Annotated in this window: 16 protein-coding genes; 6 read left to right on the forward strand and 10 right to left on the reverse strand. The window is 61.2% G+C overall.

The genetic code is table 11. The annotated features are described in order from the left end of the window. Positions 1-54: 54 nt before the first annotated feature. Both AAC850_RS13500 and AAC850_RS13505 read right to left on the reverse strand, forming a co-directional pair. Positions 55-1,440: a glutamate--cysteine ligase gene (locus AAC850_RS13500; protein ID WP_340589373.1), complete on the reverse strand. Its 1,386-nt coding sequence runs from the start codon at positions 1,438-1,440 to the stop codon at positions 55-57. 78 nt (positions 1,441-1,518) lie between these two features. Beyond that, on the reverse strand, positions 1,519-2,283 hold the full coding sequence (locus AAC850_RS13505) for a 16S rRNA (uracil(1498)-N(3))-methyltransferase (protein WP_340589374.1): 765 nt from the start codon (positions 2,281-2,283) through the stop codon (positions 1,519-1,521). Between the two features lie 53 nt (positions 2,284-2,336). Here AAC850_RS13505 and ubiA point away from each other — a divergent pair, with 53 nt between their 5' ends. Beyond that, a complete protein-coding gene (gene ubiA, locus AAC850_RS13510; RefSeq protein ID WP_340589375.1) occupies positions 2,337-3,248 on the forward strand; it encodes a 4-hydroxybenzoate octaprenyltransferase in 912 nt (303 codons plus the stop codon). A gap of 3 nt (positions 3,249-3,251) precedes the next feature. Here the strand turns inward: ubiA and AAC850_RS13515 are convergent, their stop codons facing one another. From AAC850_RS13515 to AAC850_RS13535, 5 genes are all read right to left on the reverse strand, one after another. Continuing rightward, positions 3,252-4,607: a methyltransferase family protein gene (locus AAC850_RS13515; protein ID WP_340589377.1), complete on the reverse strand. Its 1,356-nt coding sequence runs from the start codon at positions 4,605-4,607 to the stop codon at positions 3,252-3,254. Between the two features lie 97 nt (positions 4,608-4,704). Then, positions 4,705-6,069, reverse strand: coding sequence for an outer membrane protein assembly factor BamB family protein (locus AAC850_RS13520; RefSeq protein WP_422723200.1), 1,365 nt, complete (start codon positions 6,067-6,069; stop codon positions 4,705-4,707). 16 nt (positions 6,070-6,085) lie between these two features. Then, entirely contained in the window at positions 6,086-6,889 is an 804-nt protein-coding gene (locus AAC850_RS13525; protein WP_340589378.1) for a tetratricopeptide repeat protein, read from the reverse strand. Positions 6,890-6,999: 110 nt separating this feature from the next. Further along, positions 7,000-8,178: a glycosyltransferase family 4 protein gene (locus AAC850_RS13530; protein ID WP_340589379.1), complete on the reverse strand. Its 1,179-nt coding sequence runs from the start codon at positions 8,176-8,178 to the stop codon at positions 7,000-7,002. After that, on the reverse strand, positions 8,175-9,047 hold the full coding sequence (locus AAC850_RS13535; protein ID WP_340589380.1) for an alpha/beta fold hydrolase: 873 nt from the start codon (positions 9,045-9,047) through the stop codon (positions 8,175-8,177). Before AAC850_RS13535 ends, AAC850_RS13530 begins: the two co-directional genes overlap by 4 nt. A 63-nt stretch (positions 9,048-9,110) precedes the next feature. Here AAC850_RS13535 and AAC850_RS13540 point away from each other — a divergent pair, with 63 nt between their 5' ends. From AAC850_RS13540 to rarD, 3 genes are all read left to right on the forward strand, one after another. Beyond that, entirely contained in the window at positions 9,111-10,508 is a 1,398-nt protein-coding gene (locus AAC850_RS13540; protein ID WP_340589381.1) for a protein adenylyltransferase SelO family protein, read from the forward strand. Positions 10,509-10,583: 75 nt separating this feature from the next. Beyond that, positions 10,584-11,996 carry a succinylglutamate-semialdehyde dehydrogenase gene (gene astD, locus AAC850_RS13545; protein WP_340589382.1) on the forward strand — a complete coding sequence of 471 codons (1,413 nt, stop codon included), beginning with the start codon at positions 10,584-10,586 and terminating at the stop codon, positions 11,994-11,996. A gap of 256 nt (positions 11,997-12,252) precedes the next feature. Beyond that, positions 12,253-13,170 (forward strand): EamA family transporter RarD, encoded by a 918-nt coding sequence (gene rarD, locus AAC850_RS13550; protein ID WP_340589384.1) that lies wholly within the window; start codon positions 12,253-12,255, stop codon positions 13,168-13,170. Here rarD and pyrC read toward each other — a convergent pair. Further along, positions 13,167-14,204: a dihydroorotase gene (gene pyrC / locus AAC850_RS13555; RefSeq protein WP_340589385.1), complete on the reverse strand. Its 1,038-nt coding sequence runs from the start codon at positions 14,202-14,204 to the stop codon at positions 13,167-13,169. The two genes, rarD and pyrC, sit on opposite strands and share 4 nt — an antisense overlap. 38 nt (positions 14,205-14,242) lie before the next feature. Between pyrC and ygfZ the strand changes: the two genes are divergently transcribed. Next, complete coding sequence (gene ygfZ, locus AAC850_RS13560) at positions 14,243-14,977, forward strand: CAF17-like 4Fe-4S cluster assembly/insertion protein YgfZ (RefSeq protein WP_340589386.1); 735 nt, start codon at positions 14,243-14,245, stop codon at positions 14,975-14,977. Here ygfZ and AAC850_RS13565 read toward each other — a convergent pair. Further along, entirely contained in the window at positions 14,974-15,570 is a 597-nt protein-coding gene (locus tag AAC850_RS13565; RefSeq protein ID WP_340589387.1) for a TetR family transcriptional regulator, read from the reverse strand. The two genes, ygfZ and AAC850_RS13565, sit on opposite strands and share 4 nt — an antisense overlap. A gap of 84 nt (positions 15,571-15,654) precedes the next feature. Between AAC850_RS13565 and AAC850_RS13570 the strand changes: the two genes are divergently transcribed. Then, on the forward strand, positions 15,655-16,515 hold the full coding sequence (locus AAC850_RS13570) for a metal-dependent hydrolase (protein ID WP_340589388.1): 861 nt from the start codon (positions 15,655-15,657) through the stop codon (positions 16,513-16,515). A 4-nt stretch (positions 16,516-16,519) separates the two neighbouring features. Here AAC850_RS13570 and AAC850_RS13575 read toward each other — a convergent pair whose 3' ends face one another. Beyond that, complete coding sequence (locus AAC850_RS13575) at positions 16,520-17,068, reverse strand: GNAT family N-acetyltransferase (protein ID WP_340589390.1); 549 nt, start codon at positions 17,066-17,068, stop codon at positions 16,520-16,522. Positions 17,069-17,142: the final 74 nt, after the last annotated feature.

Genomic DNA, 17,142 nt, shown 5'->3' on the forward strand with positions numbered 1-17,142 from the left:
GCCCGAAAAGCGCCGGTCAGCGCCAGAGTGGACGCCAACCCTGCCGCTGTTGCCTCAGAAGCTTTCCTCATAAACGCGGGTGATATCCCCGTCCCATTCGCCGTGGTACTTCTCAAGCAGAACTTCGGCGGGAACCTTGCCGCTCTCCACGATCTGGCGGAGCGGGTTGAGGAAGCCGCTTTCATTGTCGCCCATGCTGTTCAGACGGCCCCGCGCCACGAGTCCGGCATGGGCGATATCGAGCACATCACCGGCAAGGTCGCGCAATGTCCCGCCGCCCGGAATGGCTGCGCCTAGCGCCTGCTTGGGCACAGCGTTGCGAAGCGCCTCGCGCTCTTCCATTGACCAGTGCTTGACCAGATCCCAGGCGGCATCGAGTGCATTTTCGTCGTACAGCAAGCCCACCCACAAGGCGGGCAAGGCACAGATCCGGTTCCACGGTCCGCCATCGGCGCCGCGCATTTCGAGGAAGCTCTTGAGACGAACTTCGGGGAATGCGGTGGAGAGGTGATCCCACCAGTCCGAAGGCGTGGGCAATTCGCCCGGCAAGGCGGGCAGTTCACCTTTCATGAAGTCGCGGAAACTCTGGCCCGCCGCATCGATATAGACGCCGTCGCGATAGACAAAATACATCGGCACATCGAGCATGTAATCGACGTATCGTTCGTACCCGAAGCCTTCTTCGAAGACGAAGGGCAACATGCCCGTGCGGTGCGGATCGGTGTCCGACCAGATGTGGCTGCGATAGGAGAGGAAGCCGTTGGGCTTGCCTTCGGTAAAGGGCGAATTGGCGAAGAGCGCGGTGGCGAGCGGCTGGAGCGCAAGCCCGGTGCGAAATTTCTTCGCCATGTCGGCTTCGGAAGAATAATCCAGATTGACCTGAATCGTACAGGTGCGCAGCATCATGTCGAGGCCCAGTTCGCCCACCTTAGGCATATGGCGCATCATGATCGAATAGCGCTGCTTCGGCATCACCGGCAGGTCGGCACGGGCCTTGTCGGGCCACATGCCAAGGCCGAGAAAGCCGACTTCACAGCCCTCGCCCACGGTCTTGACCTGCGTGAGATGGCGGCCTGTTTCGGCGCAGGTCTGATGCAGCGTTTCGAGAGGCGCGCCCGAAAGTTCCAATTGCCCGGCAGGCTCCAGGCTGATGGTGCCATCATCGCCTGCCATCGCAATGACATCGACCGTACCATCAGGGCCAAGCTCCTCGACCGGCTCCCAGCCGAATTCGCGCATGGCGAGCAATATGTCGCGTATGCCGCCCTTTTCGCCATAGGTCGGTGCATGGTGGTCGCTGGTCTTGAAAACGAGCTTTTCATGCTCGGTACCGATGCGCCAGCGATTGCTGGGCTTTTCGCCCTGAAGCATTGGTTCGACCAGTTGACCGAGATTTTCGATGCGGACTTCGTCGTCGCCGGATGCCTTGCGCGTGCTCATCGGTACTCCCTTGTTCGCCGCGCGGCTTAGCCGATAGGTCGCAAAGCGCCACGCAATATTTTACTTACCCCGCCCGCGTCACGGCTTTTGCCAGTCGCCAGCCGCGCTCATCCAGAGCGCAAGCGCGGCGATGGCTGCTGTCTCACCACGCAATATTCGCGGACCAAGCGCAATCGGTTTCGCCTGCGGGTGCGCGCGTAGCATTTCTCGTTCGGAATCGTCGAAGCCACCTTCGGGGCCGATCAGGATGGCAGCGGGTAGCCCATTGGTTGCAAATGCTGTGCCCGCGTGTTCGATCCCGCCTTCGCTGCCCATTTCATCAGCGAAAAAGAGCACCCGGTCAGCAGGAAAATCCCGCAGGAAAGCCTCCAGCTTGTGCGGCTGGTCCACGACAGGCAGCGCGGTGCGGGCACATTGCTCGGCAGCTTCGGTCACGATGAATTGCGCACGCTCGGCATTGAGCTTGTCGGCAACGCAGCGGCGGGTGACCAGCGGTATGATCCGTGCCGCGCCCAGTTCGGTCGCCTTCTCCAGCACCTGATCGAAACGATCCTTCTTGAGCAGAGCCGGGCATAGCCACAGGTCTGGCACAGCCTCTCGCTCGCGCAGTTTCTCGACCGGATCGAGTACAATCTCGCGCTTGCCTGCCTCTACCACGCGCGCAGCCCATTCGCCGGTGATATCATCGCATAGGATGATTGCATCGCCCTGACCCACTCGCATTACGCGCGATAGATAATGCGCCTGGTTACCGGATATACGCACCGGACGGCCGACCTCGATAATCTGTTCGATGAACAGACGAGGAGCGGATCGCGGAGGCCAAGCGGGAGTTGCGGGCATGGCTAGGCACTAGGGCTAAGCACGGCTAACAGGCAAGCCCAAGGAGGCCGGCCATGAGCGCGGAAACAATCACGCCCGATACCCAGCACCGCAGCCTTGCGGAGCGCCTGCCGCAACCGTTCCGCGATTATGCGTTGCTCGCAAGGTTCGACCGTCCGATCGGTTTCTGGTTACTGTTCTGGCCGTGTGCCTGGGGCCTGTGGCTGACCGGAGCAGGCGCGCAGTGGTTGCTGGTCGCGTGGTTCTTCCTCGGTGCGATCGCCATGCGTTCGGCCGGTTGTGTCTACAATGATATCATCGACCACAATCTCGACAGGAGCGTTGCGCGCACCGCCAACCGGCCCATTGCCAGTGGCAGGGTGAGCGTTCGCGCGGCGTGGGTCTGGTTGGTGGCGCTCTGCCTCGTGGGGCTGCTCGTGCTGCTGCAATTGCGGCCCACGGCGCAAGTCGTAGCCTTGGGCAGTCTGGCGCTGGTAGCCGCCTATCCCTTCATGAAGCGCATAACCTGGTGGCCGCAGGCGTGGCTGGGACTGGTGTTCAACTGGGGCGTGCTCGTCGGCTGGACATCCATGCGCGAAGACAACCTCGTCGTGATGCTGGCCCTTTATGCAGGCGCTGCCTTCTGGACCGTCGGTTACGACACGATTTATGCGCTGCAAGACCGCGAAGATGATGCGTTGGTCGGTATCAAGAGTTCTGCCCTGCGCCTTGGCGGGCGGGTGAAAAGCGGTGTCGCTGCTTTCTACGCCTTGGCCCTCGCGTCGTGGCTCCTCGCCTTCTGGCTGCTGCGCGGTGACCTGCTGGCGTTGCTCGCCCTCGCCCCTGCGGCGGTGCATTTGTCGTGGCAGGTGGCGACGCTCGATCCGGGCGACCCGGATAATCCGCTTGCCCGCTTCCGATCCAATCGCATGGCCGGGGCGCTGGTGGCAGCAGCGTGTTTTATCGTGGGAAATGCGGGAGCCTGAAACCTACTCGGCAGGCTGCGGCTGCATCGCTGCGCCCTTGCGTGGATTGGCCCAGTGCAACAGCCGTGCGAGCCGGGCGGTGATCACGCCGTTTTCCTGCATCCAGTCGTAATATTCCCGGTACTTGGGATCCTCGAGCAGCAGATGCGCCTCTTCGGTGCGCGCGCGCCAGTAGTAAATTCCGCTGACCATGGCGATGAAAGCGGTGTTGCGGATCATGTCCACCATCGAACCGCTGGTGACAAGGAATGGCATGACCGAACTCCACCAGAACAGGTTCTTCGAAACATAGGCCGGATGGCGCGTGTAACGGTACGGGCCATTGGTGATGACGCCGCGATAGGTCAGGTTTGAGAACCGGATACCGAAGGCGACGGTCGCCCAGGCGTAAACCGCTGTCAGGAAGACCAGCCACGTCGCCCATATCCAGAGCAACGCAGGGTAATCGGCAAACCAGTACGCCCAGTCCGCCGTGTTCACTTCGTAATTGATGATGCTGCCGAGCAGGCCCCAAGCCAGCGGCGGATAGCAGGCCAGCGCGGCAATCCATCCGGCGAGGAAGGGATTGCCGCTGCGGATATGCGCATCGAGTGGCCTGAAAGTGAGCAAATAGCCGACCGTGCCGATCTGCACATCGATCACGAACAACAGTTCGAACAGCAGCACGCCCAGCCTTACCGGATCGCCGACAATCTCGGACACCGGAGATTCCACCACCGTGGCGAACCCTCCGGGAATGATGGAAATCATGAAGGCGCTGAAGAAGCCCTTGATGATCCAGCTACGCCAGTGCTTCTTGACCTCGTCGCTGTCATAGGCTTCCCGCCCGATCAGCATGGCTCCGAAATGCCAGGAATGATCGCGCGGGTTGATCATCACCCGGTCGATCCAGAGCACGTAGGGTACCGAAAGCAGGACCAGCGGGATGATGGCAGCGCCAATTACCTGCATGGCAAACAGGTAAGAGCCATCCCAGTACCAGCGGCCAAGGCAGTACAGTCCTCCGATGATGAACCAGGTCGCCCAAAGGCCCGCGAGCTTGGTGATTGAAATATCGATGACTTCGGAGATTGGTCGACGATTGTTCCAGTCGATGCCGGTCGAGGGATTGCGGTGAACTTTTTCAACGAAGACCGACCATGCGGCCATTGCACCACCGGTCAGGATCATCGCGGTCATGGCCGAATAGGGGCCGGAAAGGCGACCGAACTGGTCCGGATAACCAAGTAGGCCTGCTATTTCAGGGAAATAACGCGCAAAGAAAATGTAGCCGAGCAAGGTCGCAAGGCCGACCAGCCCGACCCAAGGCGATACATCGCTGGCAGGCAGCCGCGTGCCATTGTGCTCTTGCGCGCTCATCACCCGACCGCCCTAGCGCGGAAGGGTTAAAAGCCAGGTAACATCGTCAGTTCTCGCCTGCCGCGAATTATCCGTTCACTTCAGGCCGTAAAAGCCCTTAGCGCCAGGCTGTGATACGACCGCTATCGTCAAGGATATACAGCGTGTTATTCGCCACCACGGGAGGCAGCGAAACGCCGTCGTCCAGCTGCGTGAAATCGGCAACCGCGCCGGTCATGACATCGACCGATTTGACGTAGCCGCGCGAGCTGGCGATCCACAGGCGATTGCTCGCGAGCACTGGGCCGGTCCAGAAGATCGGTCCTTCACGGTCCTTCACGTCGCGCCACTGGTCGAGCTGTGTCATCCAGCGGATGCGCCCGGTGTTGCGCTGAATCGCGAGGATACGGGCGTCGTCGGTCAGGGTGAACACCCATTCGCCGGCAATCGTGGGCGTGGAAATGCCCGCCAGCGTCAATTCCCAGATGCGTTGGCCGGTGAGCAATTCGTAGGCTGCCATACGGCCGCCCTGCCCCAATGCGTAAACGCGGCCCTGATCGATGATCGGATCTGCGTCGACATCGGTGAGCGTGCCGACCTGCGTCGAGATCGAAGTCCGCGCGAGCGCGTCGGACCACAATTCGCGGCCGTTTTCGTAGCGGTAGGCCACCAGTTCGCCGGACGAGAATCCGGCCAGCACGGTGCCCTGCCCGGCAGAGGGTGCAGCAACGCCAAACACGCCTTGCTGCCCGCTCGCAGCGGCCTTCTGCCAGACGATTTCACCATCGGCGGTCGCCAGCGAGAAAATCTGGTTGTCCTGCGTCATCACGAAGACTGAATTGAACGCCACCGTCGGTGCACCGCGCAGCGGTCCGCCCGGCTTTACGCGCCAGATTTCAGCGCCCGTCGCCGCATCGAGTGCAACAACATCGCCAACGCCAGTCGTGGCGTAAACCCGGCCATTGTTGTAGCTCGCGCCGCCACCGAAAGTTGCGTCCACGAGGTCGTTCGCCACGGCAATACGGTGACGCCAGCGCACAACGCCGGTCTGGGCATCGAAAGCATGGACCGTCGCGCCGGTGTCGACCGCGAAGAGCATACCGTCCGCCACGACCGGTGCCGCAGCAAGGCGGCGCGTGTTGGTCGTGCCCGCGATGCTTGCCGTCCATGCCCGCGTGGGCACTACCGGCAGCGTTACGTGCCCAGAAACCTTCGCCGCATTGCCACCAGCCTGCGGCCAACTGGCATTGCTCTGCGCAGGTGGGACAACCACAGCGACATTGGCAAGCGCCGGATCGGCGACGATTTCGGTTGCGATGCGCGACAGGATCGGCACGCGATTCCCGACGGTTGGGGTATCTTCTTCGTCATCGCCGCCACCCCCGATGCCGAGCGTTTCGCAACCAGCCAGCGCAAGCGAGGCGGCAAGCGCCAATGCCGGCAGCAGGAAACGGGGAGATTTGCGAGTATCGGTATGCATCATGAAGTGTCCGTTCGAATTATTCGACCAGCTCGACGCTGGCATCTGCAGGCGCCTCACCGGGCTCCTGACCTGTAATTTCTGTTAGCGCCGCATCGACATCTTCGATGGCATCGAAGCCAAGCGATCCGGCGAGTTGGCGTGTACGCCCGCGGATTGATTGCGGCACATCCTCGTTCTGGGCGAGCGAAACAAGCAGCGGGCCAGCCTGTTCGGGCTTGCCCTGCGCCAGGTAAGCATGCGCGACCAGTTCGCCCGCGCTGCCGAAATAGGGACTGCCCGGCTGTGCCAGCGGACCGATGCGATCAATCACGACCTGCGGATCGAGCTGGTCATATTGCGCGCTAACCGATCGAATCGCCGCGACATCGCGCATTTCCGATGGCAATTCGGTGTTGTTTGCAACCCTGTCGAACAGGACCACCGCGTCTGCCGCGCGATCCTGCTCCATGGCGATTCCCGCGCGCAGCATGGCCGCTGCGGCAGCGACGCCATCTGTGCCTTCCGAAAGCGCCTCCAGCTCGGCATCGGCGATGCTGAGATTGGAAGCATCAAGTTCGTCCATTGCCATGACAAGCTGCTCTGACCGTTCTTCCAAAGCGGATTCGGTCTGGTTCTGCCACAGCAGGTAACCGCCGTAAGCGGCAATCGCGAGGACGAAGGCGATGCCCAGCGGCCAGCCGTATTTCTTCGCGAAAGTGCTGACTTCATCCTGGCGGACGGCCTCGTCCACCTCGCGCATGAGCATTTCCTGCTCCGCGTCGGGCTTCGGTTCCTTTTCGCCCTTGGAGGACGGGTCTGTGATTGCGGGTGGTTTTGCCAAGGTTTGTTTCTAGCTTTTCGGTTTCGATAATTCAGGCTGCGCTGTTAGGCGGTAAGCCCAAGCTTTTCAATCGAAGAGGCATGAGTGTCCCCGTCACGGTGAACGGTGGCTTAAGCCTCGTCACTATCAGGCACCGGCCTGTCACCTGCCTTCGGATACTTTTGCATCAGCCCCCAATAGAGCGCGCGGTAGCGTTCGATCATGCGCTTCTCGTCGAATTCTTCGCGAGCCTTCGCCTTGTTGGCCTGGCCGATACGCTTGCGCTCCTTTGGATCGCCGGAGAGCGTGAGCAGCGAACTGGCGAGAGCTTCGCTGTCACCGGGATCGACCAGAGCCGGGCCATTTTCGCTCGACACCATGCTGCCGATATCGCCCACCCTGGGGGCGACCACCGGAAGGCCCGCCGCCATCGCCTCGACGACTGAAATCGGGAATTGTTCGGAATGGCTCGACAGTGCGAAAATATCGAAATGTCCGATCAGCTTCTGCGGCTCAGCCACGAAACCGGGCAGGTGGACACGGTCCTCCAGTCCCAGCTTCTCTGCCTGCGCCAACAACGCATCACGCTCTGGCCCCTCGCCAGCGATCACCAATTGCCATTCTTCGGGCAAATGCGTCATTGCCCTTACCAGCATGTCGAGTTGCTTGACCTTGCGCAGGCCGGCAAGCGTACCGATCCAGAATTCGTCCTTGTGCTTCAGCAAGCCGGGCAGGATATCGCGCTTGGGCGGCGCTGCATAGGCACGCGTGTTGATCCCGTTGGGTATCCGGCGGACACGGGTGCGTGGCTGGTCCCAGATATTGAGCGCGATGTCTTCCAGCGTGGTCGAGGGAACAACCAGCGCCGCGGTCCGCCCAAGCGCGATACGGCGATACCAGTTGCGGCGCTTTTTCAGGCGCACGGCCTCGTCTTCATTGAAGCCATCTTCATGATGGACCAGCGGTGGGAGCTTGAACGGATCGGCAAACACCGTGTGCGCCATCACCGCATCGATCGCGCCCCAATTATAGGTGCAGATCAGGTCATACCCGGCCATGGCCTTGGCGATCTTTGACAGTCGCCGCGGTGTCGGGGTGCCGGTGAGCGAGGGAAATTTCGGCCAGCTGATCCGCGGCTTCTTGCCGATCATGTGCGCCGCATTGCGCTTCTCGAGATCGCCCGAGACAATCGCGTGATCCACGTCCTTGCCCCAGGCGTTGATCAACTGGACATTGCGCAACTCCTTGCCGCCCGCATCGAAAGTCGAATGCAAGTGGAGGATTCTCGGGGTCTTGGACCTGCCGCTCATGCGACCTTTTCCAGCAGACGCGCGATGGCTGCCTGCGCGGCAGGCTCCTCAAGCGTTGGAACATGGCCGACACCGGGCACGGTCACAGCTTCGAGAGCGGGCATTCTGCTCTGCATCTTCTCTACCGTCTGGGTCGAGAGCAGGTCGGAAAGCTCGCCGCGCAACACCATTACGGGAATTCCTGCCAGCGCGTCGAATAGTGGCCACATGTCGGGCGATTCCTGTTCGGCTGCCAGAGGTTCGGCGATCTTCATGTCGTAATCGAAGCTGATGCGTCCGCTATTGCCGACTACCATCAAGCGCTTGGCGAGGCGGAGCCAATCGCGCATCTTGTAACCGGGATAGACATAGTCGCTGGTTTCCTGAAGCGCGCGGGCGGCGTGCATCCACGTGGGGAAGCTGCCGCCGTGGCCGACGTAGTCCTTGATCCTGTCCAACCCCAATTGCTCCACATGAGGGCCGATGTCATTGAGGACCACACCGGCGAAGCGGCCCGGGTGCTGGAATGCCATAAGCATGGACACGATCCCGCCGAGCGAGGTGCCCAGCGCAACAACCTTGTCCAGCCCCTCCTGCTCCAGCAGGGCGAGGATATCCTCGACATAGGTCGATGGCTTGTAGGTTTGCGGATCCTTCGAATAATCGCTTTCGCCGCGCCCTCGAAGGTTCACGACGATCACGCGCCAGTCTCCGGCAAAAGCATCGGCCACCGGCTCGAAATCGCGCACTGTGCGGGTCAAGCCGGGAATGCACAGGATCGGCGGGCGATCATCGCGGCCCGGATAATCGCGGTAGTGCAAGGTCAGCCCATCGGCGCTTTCCCAAGTCTTGTCCTGCCAGCTCTTCTGCTGAGTGGTATTCTCGCCCACACATGCTCCCCAATTTGATGCCTGCCTTGCTTTAGGCAGCGCGCGTGGCCACCTATTGGAATGATGCGCGCCGAACCGCAACCTGCCGACTATCGTCCTGACACGAAAATCACCGAAATCGCGCAATTTCTTGCCGGTCCGGTCGATGCCGCGCAGTTTCCGGCGCACCAGTTGCGCTTTCGTAATGCCCGCTGGGACAAGTCCGTTGGCCTTGGCGATTTGACCGATGACCAGTGGATCGCGCATTTCGGCAAGTTCGAGCCGTTGCCCGATAACCTGCCCAAGCCGCTTGCGCTGCGCTATCACGGGCATCAGTTCCGCACCTATAATCCGGAGATCGGTGACGGGCGCGGGTTCCTGTTTGCACAGATGCGCGACGGTGATGGACGGTTGCTCGATTGCGGCACCAAGGGCAGCGGCACCACGCCTTACAGCCGCGATGGCGACGGGCGGCTGACGCTGAAGGGTGCGGTGCGTGAAATTCTTGCGACCGAAATGCTCGAAGCGCTCGGCGTCTATACCTCCAAGACATTCTCGGTCATCGAAACGGGAGAGGAGTTGTGGCGCAATGACGAGCCAAGCCCTACCCGCTCTGCCGCGATGGTGCGCCTGAGCCACGGTCACATCCGCATCGGCAGTTTCCAGCGCCTGATGGCTTTGGAGGAGGACGCCGCGCTTGCGCAACTGGTCGATTATTGTCTCAGCGCTTATCCCGGCCCTCTACCACCGCAAAATGCTCCCGGACGCGACGAGCCAGCGGTCATCCTGCTGCATCAGGTGACCGAACGCCTTGCCGATCTGGCCGCGAGCTACATGGTGGCGGGCTTCGTTCACGGCGTGCTGAACACGGACAACATCAATATCACTGGCGAGAGTTTCGATTACGGGCCGTGGCGCTGGCTGCCACAGTGGGAGCCGCAGTTCACCGCCGCCTATTTTGACCAGACCGGGCTTTACGCCTTCGGGCGCCAACCAGAGGCAATCCGCTGGAATCTTGGCCAACTGGCGATATCGTTGCGTCCGCTTGCCGAGTCGGAACCGCTCATCGCGGCCATCGAGAGGTTTGGGCCGCTTTACGGGGAGGCGATGATGCGGCGCTTTTGCTGGAGGCTCGGCGTTGAGCAGCGCGGTGAGGCCGCCGATGCCGCGCTGATCGGGGCTGCCGAACAGGCCATGCGCGAGCAGAAGATCGGCCCGGACATCTTTTTTCACGCGCATCGCGGTGGCCGCAACGCTTCCGGCCCACTGGCTTACGCTCTGGCAGGCTACCAGCCGCTTGAAAGCGATGACCGATATTGGTCGCGAGAGACCCCGGTCTCCATGCTGATCGAAGAGGTCGAGTCCATCTGGGATGCCATTGCCAAGAACGATGATTGGGAGCCGCTATCGGCAAAAATCTCGAATATGCGCGAATTGGGCCGAGCCCTTGGACCTCCGCCCCACGCCGCTGGGCATGAATGAAATCGTAACTTTGCGCCTTTGCGAAACAGTCTCTAAAGGTCTGGAAACCACCTGCACACGGGAAACCGCACTACCTTGGCCAATTCTCAGGAACTGATTTCTTTCGAACCCGCCACGGGCAAGGAATTGTGGCGCGGCGCGCATGGCAATGTCGATGCGGTCGTGGCGCAATCGCGCCGGGCGTGGCCGAAATGGGCTGCGCTGCCGCTTTCCAACCGTATCGAATTGATGCGCCGCTTCGTCAACGAAGTGCGCAAGGACCAGGATGCCTTCGCCGAACTGATCGCTCGTGAGGCTGGCAAGCCGCTGTGGGAAGCCCGCACCGAAGTCGAAGCGGTCATGGCCAAGGTCGATATCTCGGTCAGCGCCTATGCTGAAAGGACGGGCCAGCGCAAGCTCGACAGCGCCCTGCAAGGCACCGCAGCCCTGCGCCACAAACCGCATGGGGTGATGGCGGTCCTCGGCCCATATAATTTCCCTGCACACCTGCCCAACGGCCACATGGTGCCAGCGCTGATCGCAGGCAACACGGTCATCCTCAAACCGTCGGAGAAGACTCCTGCGGTTGGGGAAAAGCTGGTCGAATTGATGAACCGCGCCGGGATCCCCGAGGGTGTGGTGCAATTGCTGATCGGTGGGCCGGATGAGGGCAAGGCGCTTGTCGCGCACCAGGACGTGGACGGCGTGCTGTTCACCGGATCGGCGCAAGTCGGGATTGCCATCAACCGGAAGCTTGCCAATGAGCCGGGCAAGATCGTGGCGCTCGAGATGGGTGGCAACAATCCGATTGTTGTCTGGGATACGCCCAAGATCACCGATGCGGCTGCCCTCATCATCCAGTCTGCCTTCACTACAGCCGGCCAGCGCTGCACCGCTGCGCGCCGCCTGATCGTGAAATCGAGCATGTATGACGAGGTGATCGCGGAAACGAAGAAGCTGGCCGATCGCATCATCGTGGGCGGTCCCTTCGATGATCCCGCTCCCTTCATGGGCCCAGTGATCGATAACTATACCGCGGACCAGTTGACCGAAAGCTTCGTCTACCTGCTGTCGCATGGCGGAAAGGCGATCAAACATATGCGCCGGCAGCAAGACGATCTGCCATTCCTTACGCCCGCCATTATCGATACGACCGCCATGGCGGATCGGCCCGATGTCGAGCTGTTCGGTCCGCTGTTGCAGGTCATCAAGGTCGATGACTTCGACGAGGCCATTGCAGAGGCCAACAACACGCGTTTTGGCCTGTCCGCCTCTCTCGTCGGTGGGGACCCACAGCAATACAATCGATTCTGGGCCAACGTCCGCGCCGGCATCGTGAACTGGAACCGCCCGACAAATGGCGCGAGTTCAGCGGCACCTTTTGGCGGGATCGGCCTGTCCGGCAACCACCGCCCAGCCGCATTCTATGCAGCAGACTACTGTGCCTACCCTGTGACAAGCACAGAGGTGGAGCAGCCACGCGCAAGCGTCGGAGTTGGCTTCAAATAAGTTTCAGCGAGACCTGCCTGGTCCGGAAAATATCAAGGCGCCCGAGCCGTTAAAGCCCGGGCGCCTTGGCGCGGCCCTCACTAACACGACCCGAAGGACCGCGCAGTCGGTGCGACCTAACAGGGGAAGGTCGCCCGTATTCGAAATAACTCTCTATTTTCCGGAGCTTTGTGCGTTTTATAGCACTCTGCGGCTGAATGTGGCGCAACCGCGCGCAAAGCTTGCCGACAGGCGCGCGAAGGCCTAGCGCGGCGCCATGACCACGCCTGCTTCATGGCCCGAAACCAGCCGCGGCAGGGCGCTGTCCTTTGCCCTTACCGCGCATCTCATCTGGGGCTTGCTGCCGCTTTACCTGCTGATGGTGAAGGACGTGCCGCCGGTCGAATTCGTCGCCTGGCGGACATTGTTCACACTGCCGATCTGCCTTGGCTTCGTGTGGTTCACTGGCAAATTCGGCGAATTGCGCACTTGCCTGGCGCAGCGCCGCGTCGTGTTCACGCTGGTGCTTTCATCAATCATGATCGCAGTGAACTGGCTGGGCTACATCTGGGCCATCCAGACTTCTCACGTCTACGCCGCAAGCCTTGGTTATTACATCCTCCCGATCGTCATGATGCTGATGGGAGTGGTGTTCCTGAAGGAACCGCTATCGGTGCGCCAGTGGGCTGCGGTGGCGCTCGCTTCGGTGGGCGTTGGCGCGCTTGCGCTTGGCGCGGTGACCACACTCTGGGTGAGCCTGCTGCTGGCGGTTTCCTTCGGCATATACGGGCTGCTGCGCAAGACGGTGGCCGCCGGTGCGCTTGTCGGATTGACCATCGAGGCGACGATCCTCCTGCCGTTGGTACTCGCCTATCTGGGCTGGACTCATTGGGAAGGCGGAGGGACGGCTCTCGGTCGCGATACGGTGGAGACCATCGGCATATTGGGCGCCGGTTTCGTGACCGCGATACCGCTGATCCTGTTCGCTACAGCCGCGCGTGCCCTGCCCTATACGGTGATCGGTTTCATCCAGTTTGCCGCCCCAAGCGTCATCTTCTTGCTCGGGCTCACCGTCTTCGGAGAGGAACTGAAACCTGCACAATTGGCATGTTTCATCGCCATCTGGGCGGCGGTCGCGCTGTTTAGCTGGGATATCTGGCGCAAGAGCCGCGCCGTAAAGCCCGCCCCTGCCTAACCGGCGAATGTCCAGCCGAGCGTCTGCCCGGCGTGGAACGGTACAAGCTGTTCCCCGCCCGCGTCGACCGTCTCCGGTACACCGGTGTCGCGCTTCTCCAGCGTTATAGCCTCTTCGTTCACCGGGAGGCCGTAAAACGCAGGTCCGTGCAAGCTGGCAAATCCTTCGAATTGCTCAAGCGCCTCTTCGGCCTCGAACACCGCAAGATAGCTCTCAAGCGCGAATGGTGCGTTGAAAATGCCCGCGCAGCCGCACGCGCTTTCCTTGGCTGAGCGTGTGTGCGGAGCGCTGTCGGTACCGAGGAAGAACTTGGGCAAGCCCGAGGTCGCAGCTCGGCGCAGAGCAAGGCGGTGCAATTCGCGCTTGGCGACCGGCAGGCAATAGGCATGCGGTCGCATCCCGCCGACCAGCATGGCGTTACGGTTGATATGCAAATGCTGCGGGGTGATGGTGGCGGCAACATTGGCCGGTGCAGCTTCGACGAAGCGCACCGCATCCTGCGTGGTAATATGTTCGAACACGACCTTTAGGGACGGTATCTCGGCGATCAGGGGTTTGAGCACTTGTTCGATAAACACCGCCTCGCGGTCGAATATGTCGATATCGGCGGCGGTCACTTCGCCATGGACGCACAGTACCATGCCGATCTCTGCCATCACCTCCAAAACGCCACGGATCTTGGCCACATCGGTGACGCCGCTGTCTGAGTTGGTGGTGGCACCTGCCGGATAAAGCTTGGCTGCGGTGAATACACCTGCCTCGAAACCGCGCCGCACCTCTTCCGGATCGAGGTTATCGGTCAGATAGCAGGTCATCAGCGGTTCGAACGCTGCGCCATCAGGCAGTGCCGCCATGATCCGGTCACGATAGGCGCTCGCTGCCTCCACCGTGGTAATCGGCGGAGTAAGGTTGGGCATCACGATAGCGCGCGCGAATTGCCGCGCGGTATAGCTTGCAACGCCCTGCAACATGGCGTCATCGCGCAGGTGAACGTGCCAGTCATCGGGGCGGCGGATTGTGATCGTCGTCGTCATGGGATTGCCTATGGCGCGCTCCGCCCTATCTGTCACCCATGACAATAGGCCGATTAACCAGCCGCGCCGTGGTGCGCGTTTCGCCGCAGGATGAAAGCGAGGATGCGGCAGCTTTCCTGCAAGGACTGCTCACCAATGATGTGACGGGAAACCTGCCCACCTATGCCGCGCTGCTGACCCCCCAAGGCAAGACCATGTTCGACATGCTCGTATGGCGCGACGGCGAGGATATCTTGCTCGATTGCGAGGCCGAACATGCCGTGGAACTGGCCAAGCGACTCTCGCTCTATCGCCTGCGCAGGAAAATCGAGATTGGCGTGGACTCGTCGCTTGGAATTTTCTGGAGCGATAGTGCCGCGGATGGTTTCACCACGGACCCGCGCCTCTCCTCGCTCGGTTTTCGCCGCATCAGCACCGTTTCGCCGAAAGATAACAGCGTAGACGATTCCTACCTCGCTCACCGTCTGTCCCTTGGTGTCGCGGAAGGTCATGCCGAACTGTCCGATATCCTGTGGCTTGAAACCAATGCGGTCGAACTCAACGGCGTCAGCTTCGACAAGGGCTGTTACATCGGCCAGGAAAATACCGCGCGGATGAACTGGCGGCAAAAGATCAACCGCCGGCTGGTTGTGGTTCCGCTGGATCAATCGCAGGAAAAGCGGCGCAAGGCTGAATATCCCGCACAAGGGCTGGCCATCGATCACTTGCGGGTTGACGATATTCCGGTCGATCTTGTGCCGGGCTGGATGCGACTGCAAGCCGCCAGCGACTAGACGTTCACACCGTTTCGCGCGAAGGCCGCGACCAGCATCTCTTCAGCCCGGTCACGCGAGGTTGTGCGATCGACCGAGAGCGACTCGGCCAATTGCTCGCCGAGCAGCGCATCGCCCAATGCGAGGAGCACCAGCGTGAGCGTGGTTTCGTGCATAGCAAGCTCTCCGCCCGAATGCGTTTCCTCCGGATGAATATCGTGCACAAGTGCATGGATTCGCTCAATAATCGGGTTGAGAGCATCCTCATTTCCCGATGCCAGCATCCAGCTGGCCAGCGACCCGCCGCCTTCTCGCCCGAAGGCATCGAAGGTCAGATCGACGACTTCACGCGGGCTTCCGATTCCGGCGCGGGTCGCACGAACCGCCTCACCGATGGAATCGCAAACGGTCGTTGCAAGATGCGCCGCCAGCTCTTTCTGCAAGCCCGCCGCGCTGCCGAAATGGTGCAGCAGATTCGCATGCGTGCGGCCGATTCGCGCAGCAACAGCTTTAAGCGTGACTGCCTGCGGACCTGCCTCTATCAGCAAAGCGCGCGCAGCTTCCAAGGCTGCGGCACGACTTTCTTCCGGACTGAGGCGCTTCCTCACTGACATTGATGTAAGTTTCCTATTGACATTCATGTAAGTCAACGCGATCTTCAGGCTGACGGCACACGAGACTGGTATCTGGACTACGATATGACCGCACAACCTCACTGGCAAGCAAGCACCCCGGCAGATCACAAATTGACCGTGCGGGACCGTCGCTTCAATCGCGATGAAAAGCGTCAGCGCGGGGTCGATCCGGTAGCTTCTGCGTGGTTCGCCGCTTTGTCCGCCAGCTTCCCGCGTGGCGAAGCCATGTTCATCGAAGCGGTGAAGGCCCACCGCGACGGCGTGCCCGAACAGCTGGCCGCCGAAATTCGCGACTTTATCCGCCAGGAAGTGAACCATTCACGCGAACACGTCGCGTTCAACCGCGCGATCGAGGAAGCCGGTTACGACCTGACACGTATCGAAGAGCGGGTTAAGCGACTCGTCGGCGATACGCTGGCGACCCCGCCGATCGTGCAACTGGCAATCACCTGTGCTCTCGAGCATTTCACCGCCATGTTCGCACACCAGTTCCTCAAGTCACCCAAAGCACTGGCCACGGCGGGCATGGGCGATCCGCAGCTTTGGCTGTGGCATGCTGTCGAAGAAATCGAGCACAAGGCCGTCGCCTACGACACCTTCCTCCACGCGACGCGCGACTGGTCGGGGTTCAAGCGGTGGCGAATGCGTAGCATCCTGATGGCCTTGGTCACTTTCCGCTTCCTCAGGAACCGCACGAGAGATGCGCTCGAATTGCTGGAACAGGACGACATTACCGGTTGGCGCGCCAAATGGCGCCTGTTTGCCTATCTCACCGGCAAGCCCGGCATCTTACGCAAGATCCTGCCATCGTGGCTCGGCTATTTCCGGCCCGGCTTCCATCCGTGGGACCTTGACGACCGCTACCTGATCACACGTTGGGACGTCGACCAGGCAAAGCGGGAGGACGGCCCCGCCACCGCCTGATTGCTCAGGCCGCAGCGGGGCGAACGCTCCCGGCGTTTTCACCAATCCAGTTCACGTACCGGCGTGCCAGGACCTGCGCGCCGCCCCGGCCATTGCTCTGCGTTGGCAGCAATTCGCCGGTCTCTTCGAAACCGGCATTGCGCAACACCTTGCCGCTGGCCGGGTTGTCTACAAAGTGCCCGGCCTCCAGCGATGGGATACCCAGCGCTTCGGCCAGCCGCACGACGCCGCACACCGCCTCGGTTGCGAATCCGCGGCGCTGCCAGTCCTTGCCGATCCAGTAGCCCAGCTCCTCGCCTCCGCCTTCAACCGGCTCGAAACCGATCATGCCGACGACGGGCGCTCCTTGCTTTTCGGGAAGAGTGATTGCGAAACGGGTGCGCGTTTCCGAATTGGCGCCAGCACAGAAGCTGCGCGCATCATCCTCGGTGTAGGGCCACGGCGCGCGGGCAAGGTTGCGGACGATCGCTTCGTCAGCAATGCCGCAAAAGACATCGCGCCAGTCTTCGGCAAATACGGGCCGCAAGAACAGCCGCTGGGTACGCATGAACATCGCAACTTCTCCTCAAAAGCCGAATGCCCGCCTCCAGTGGACGTCTGACATGTCAAAACGAGGAAAGGAGAATC

Source organism: Erythrobacter alti (assembly GCF_037996805.1).
Classification (GTDB): domain Bacteria; phylum Pseudomonadota; class Alphaproteobacteria; order Sphingomonadales; family Sphingomonadaceae; genus Alteraurantiacibacter; species Alteraurantiacibacter alti.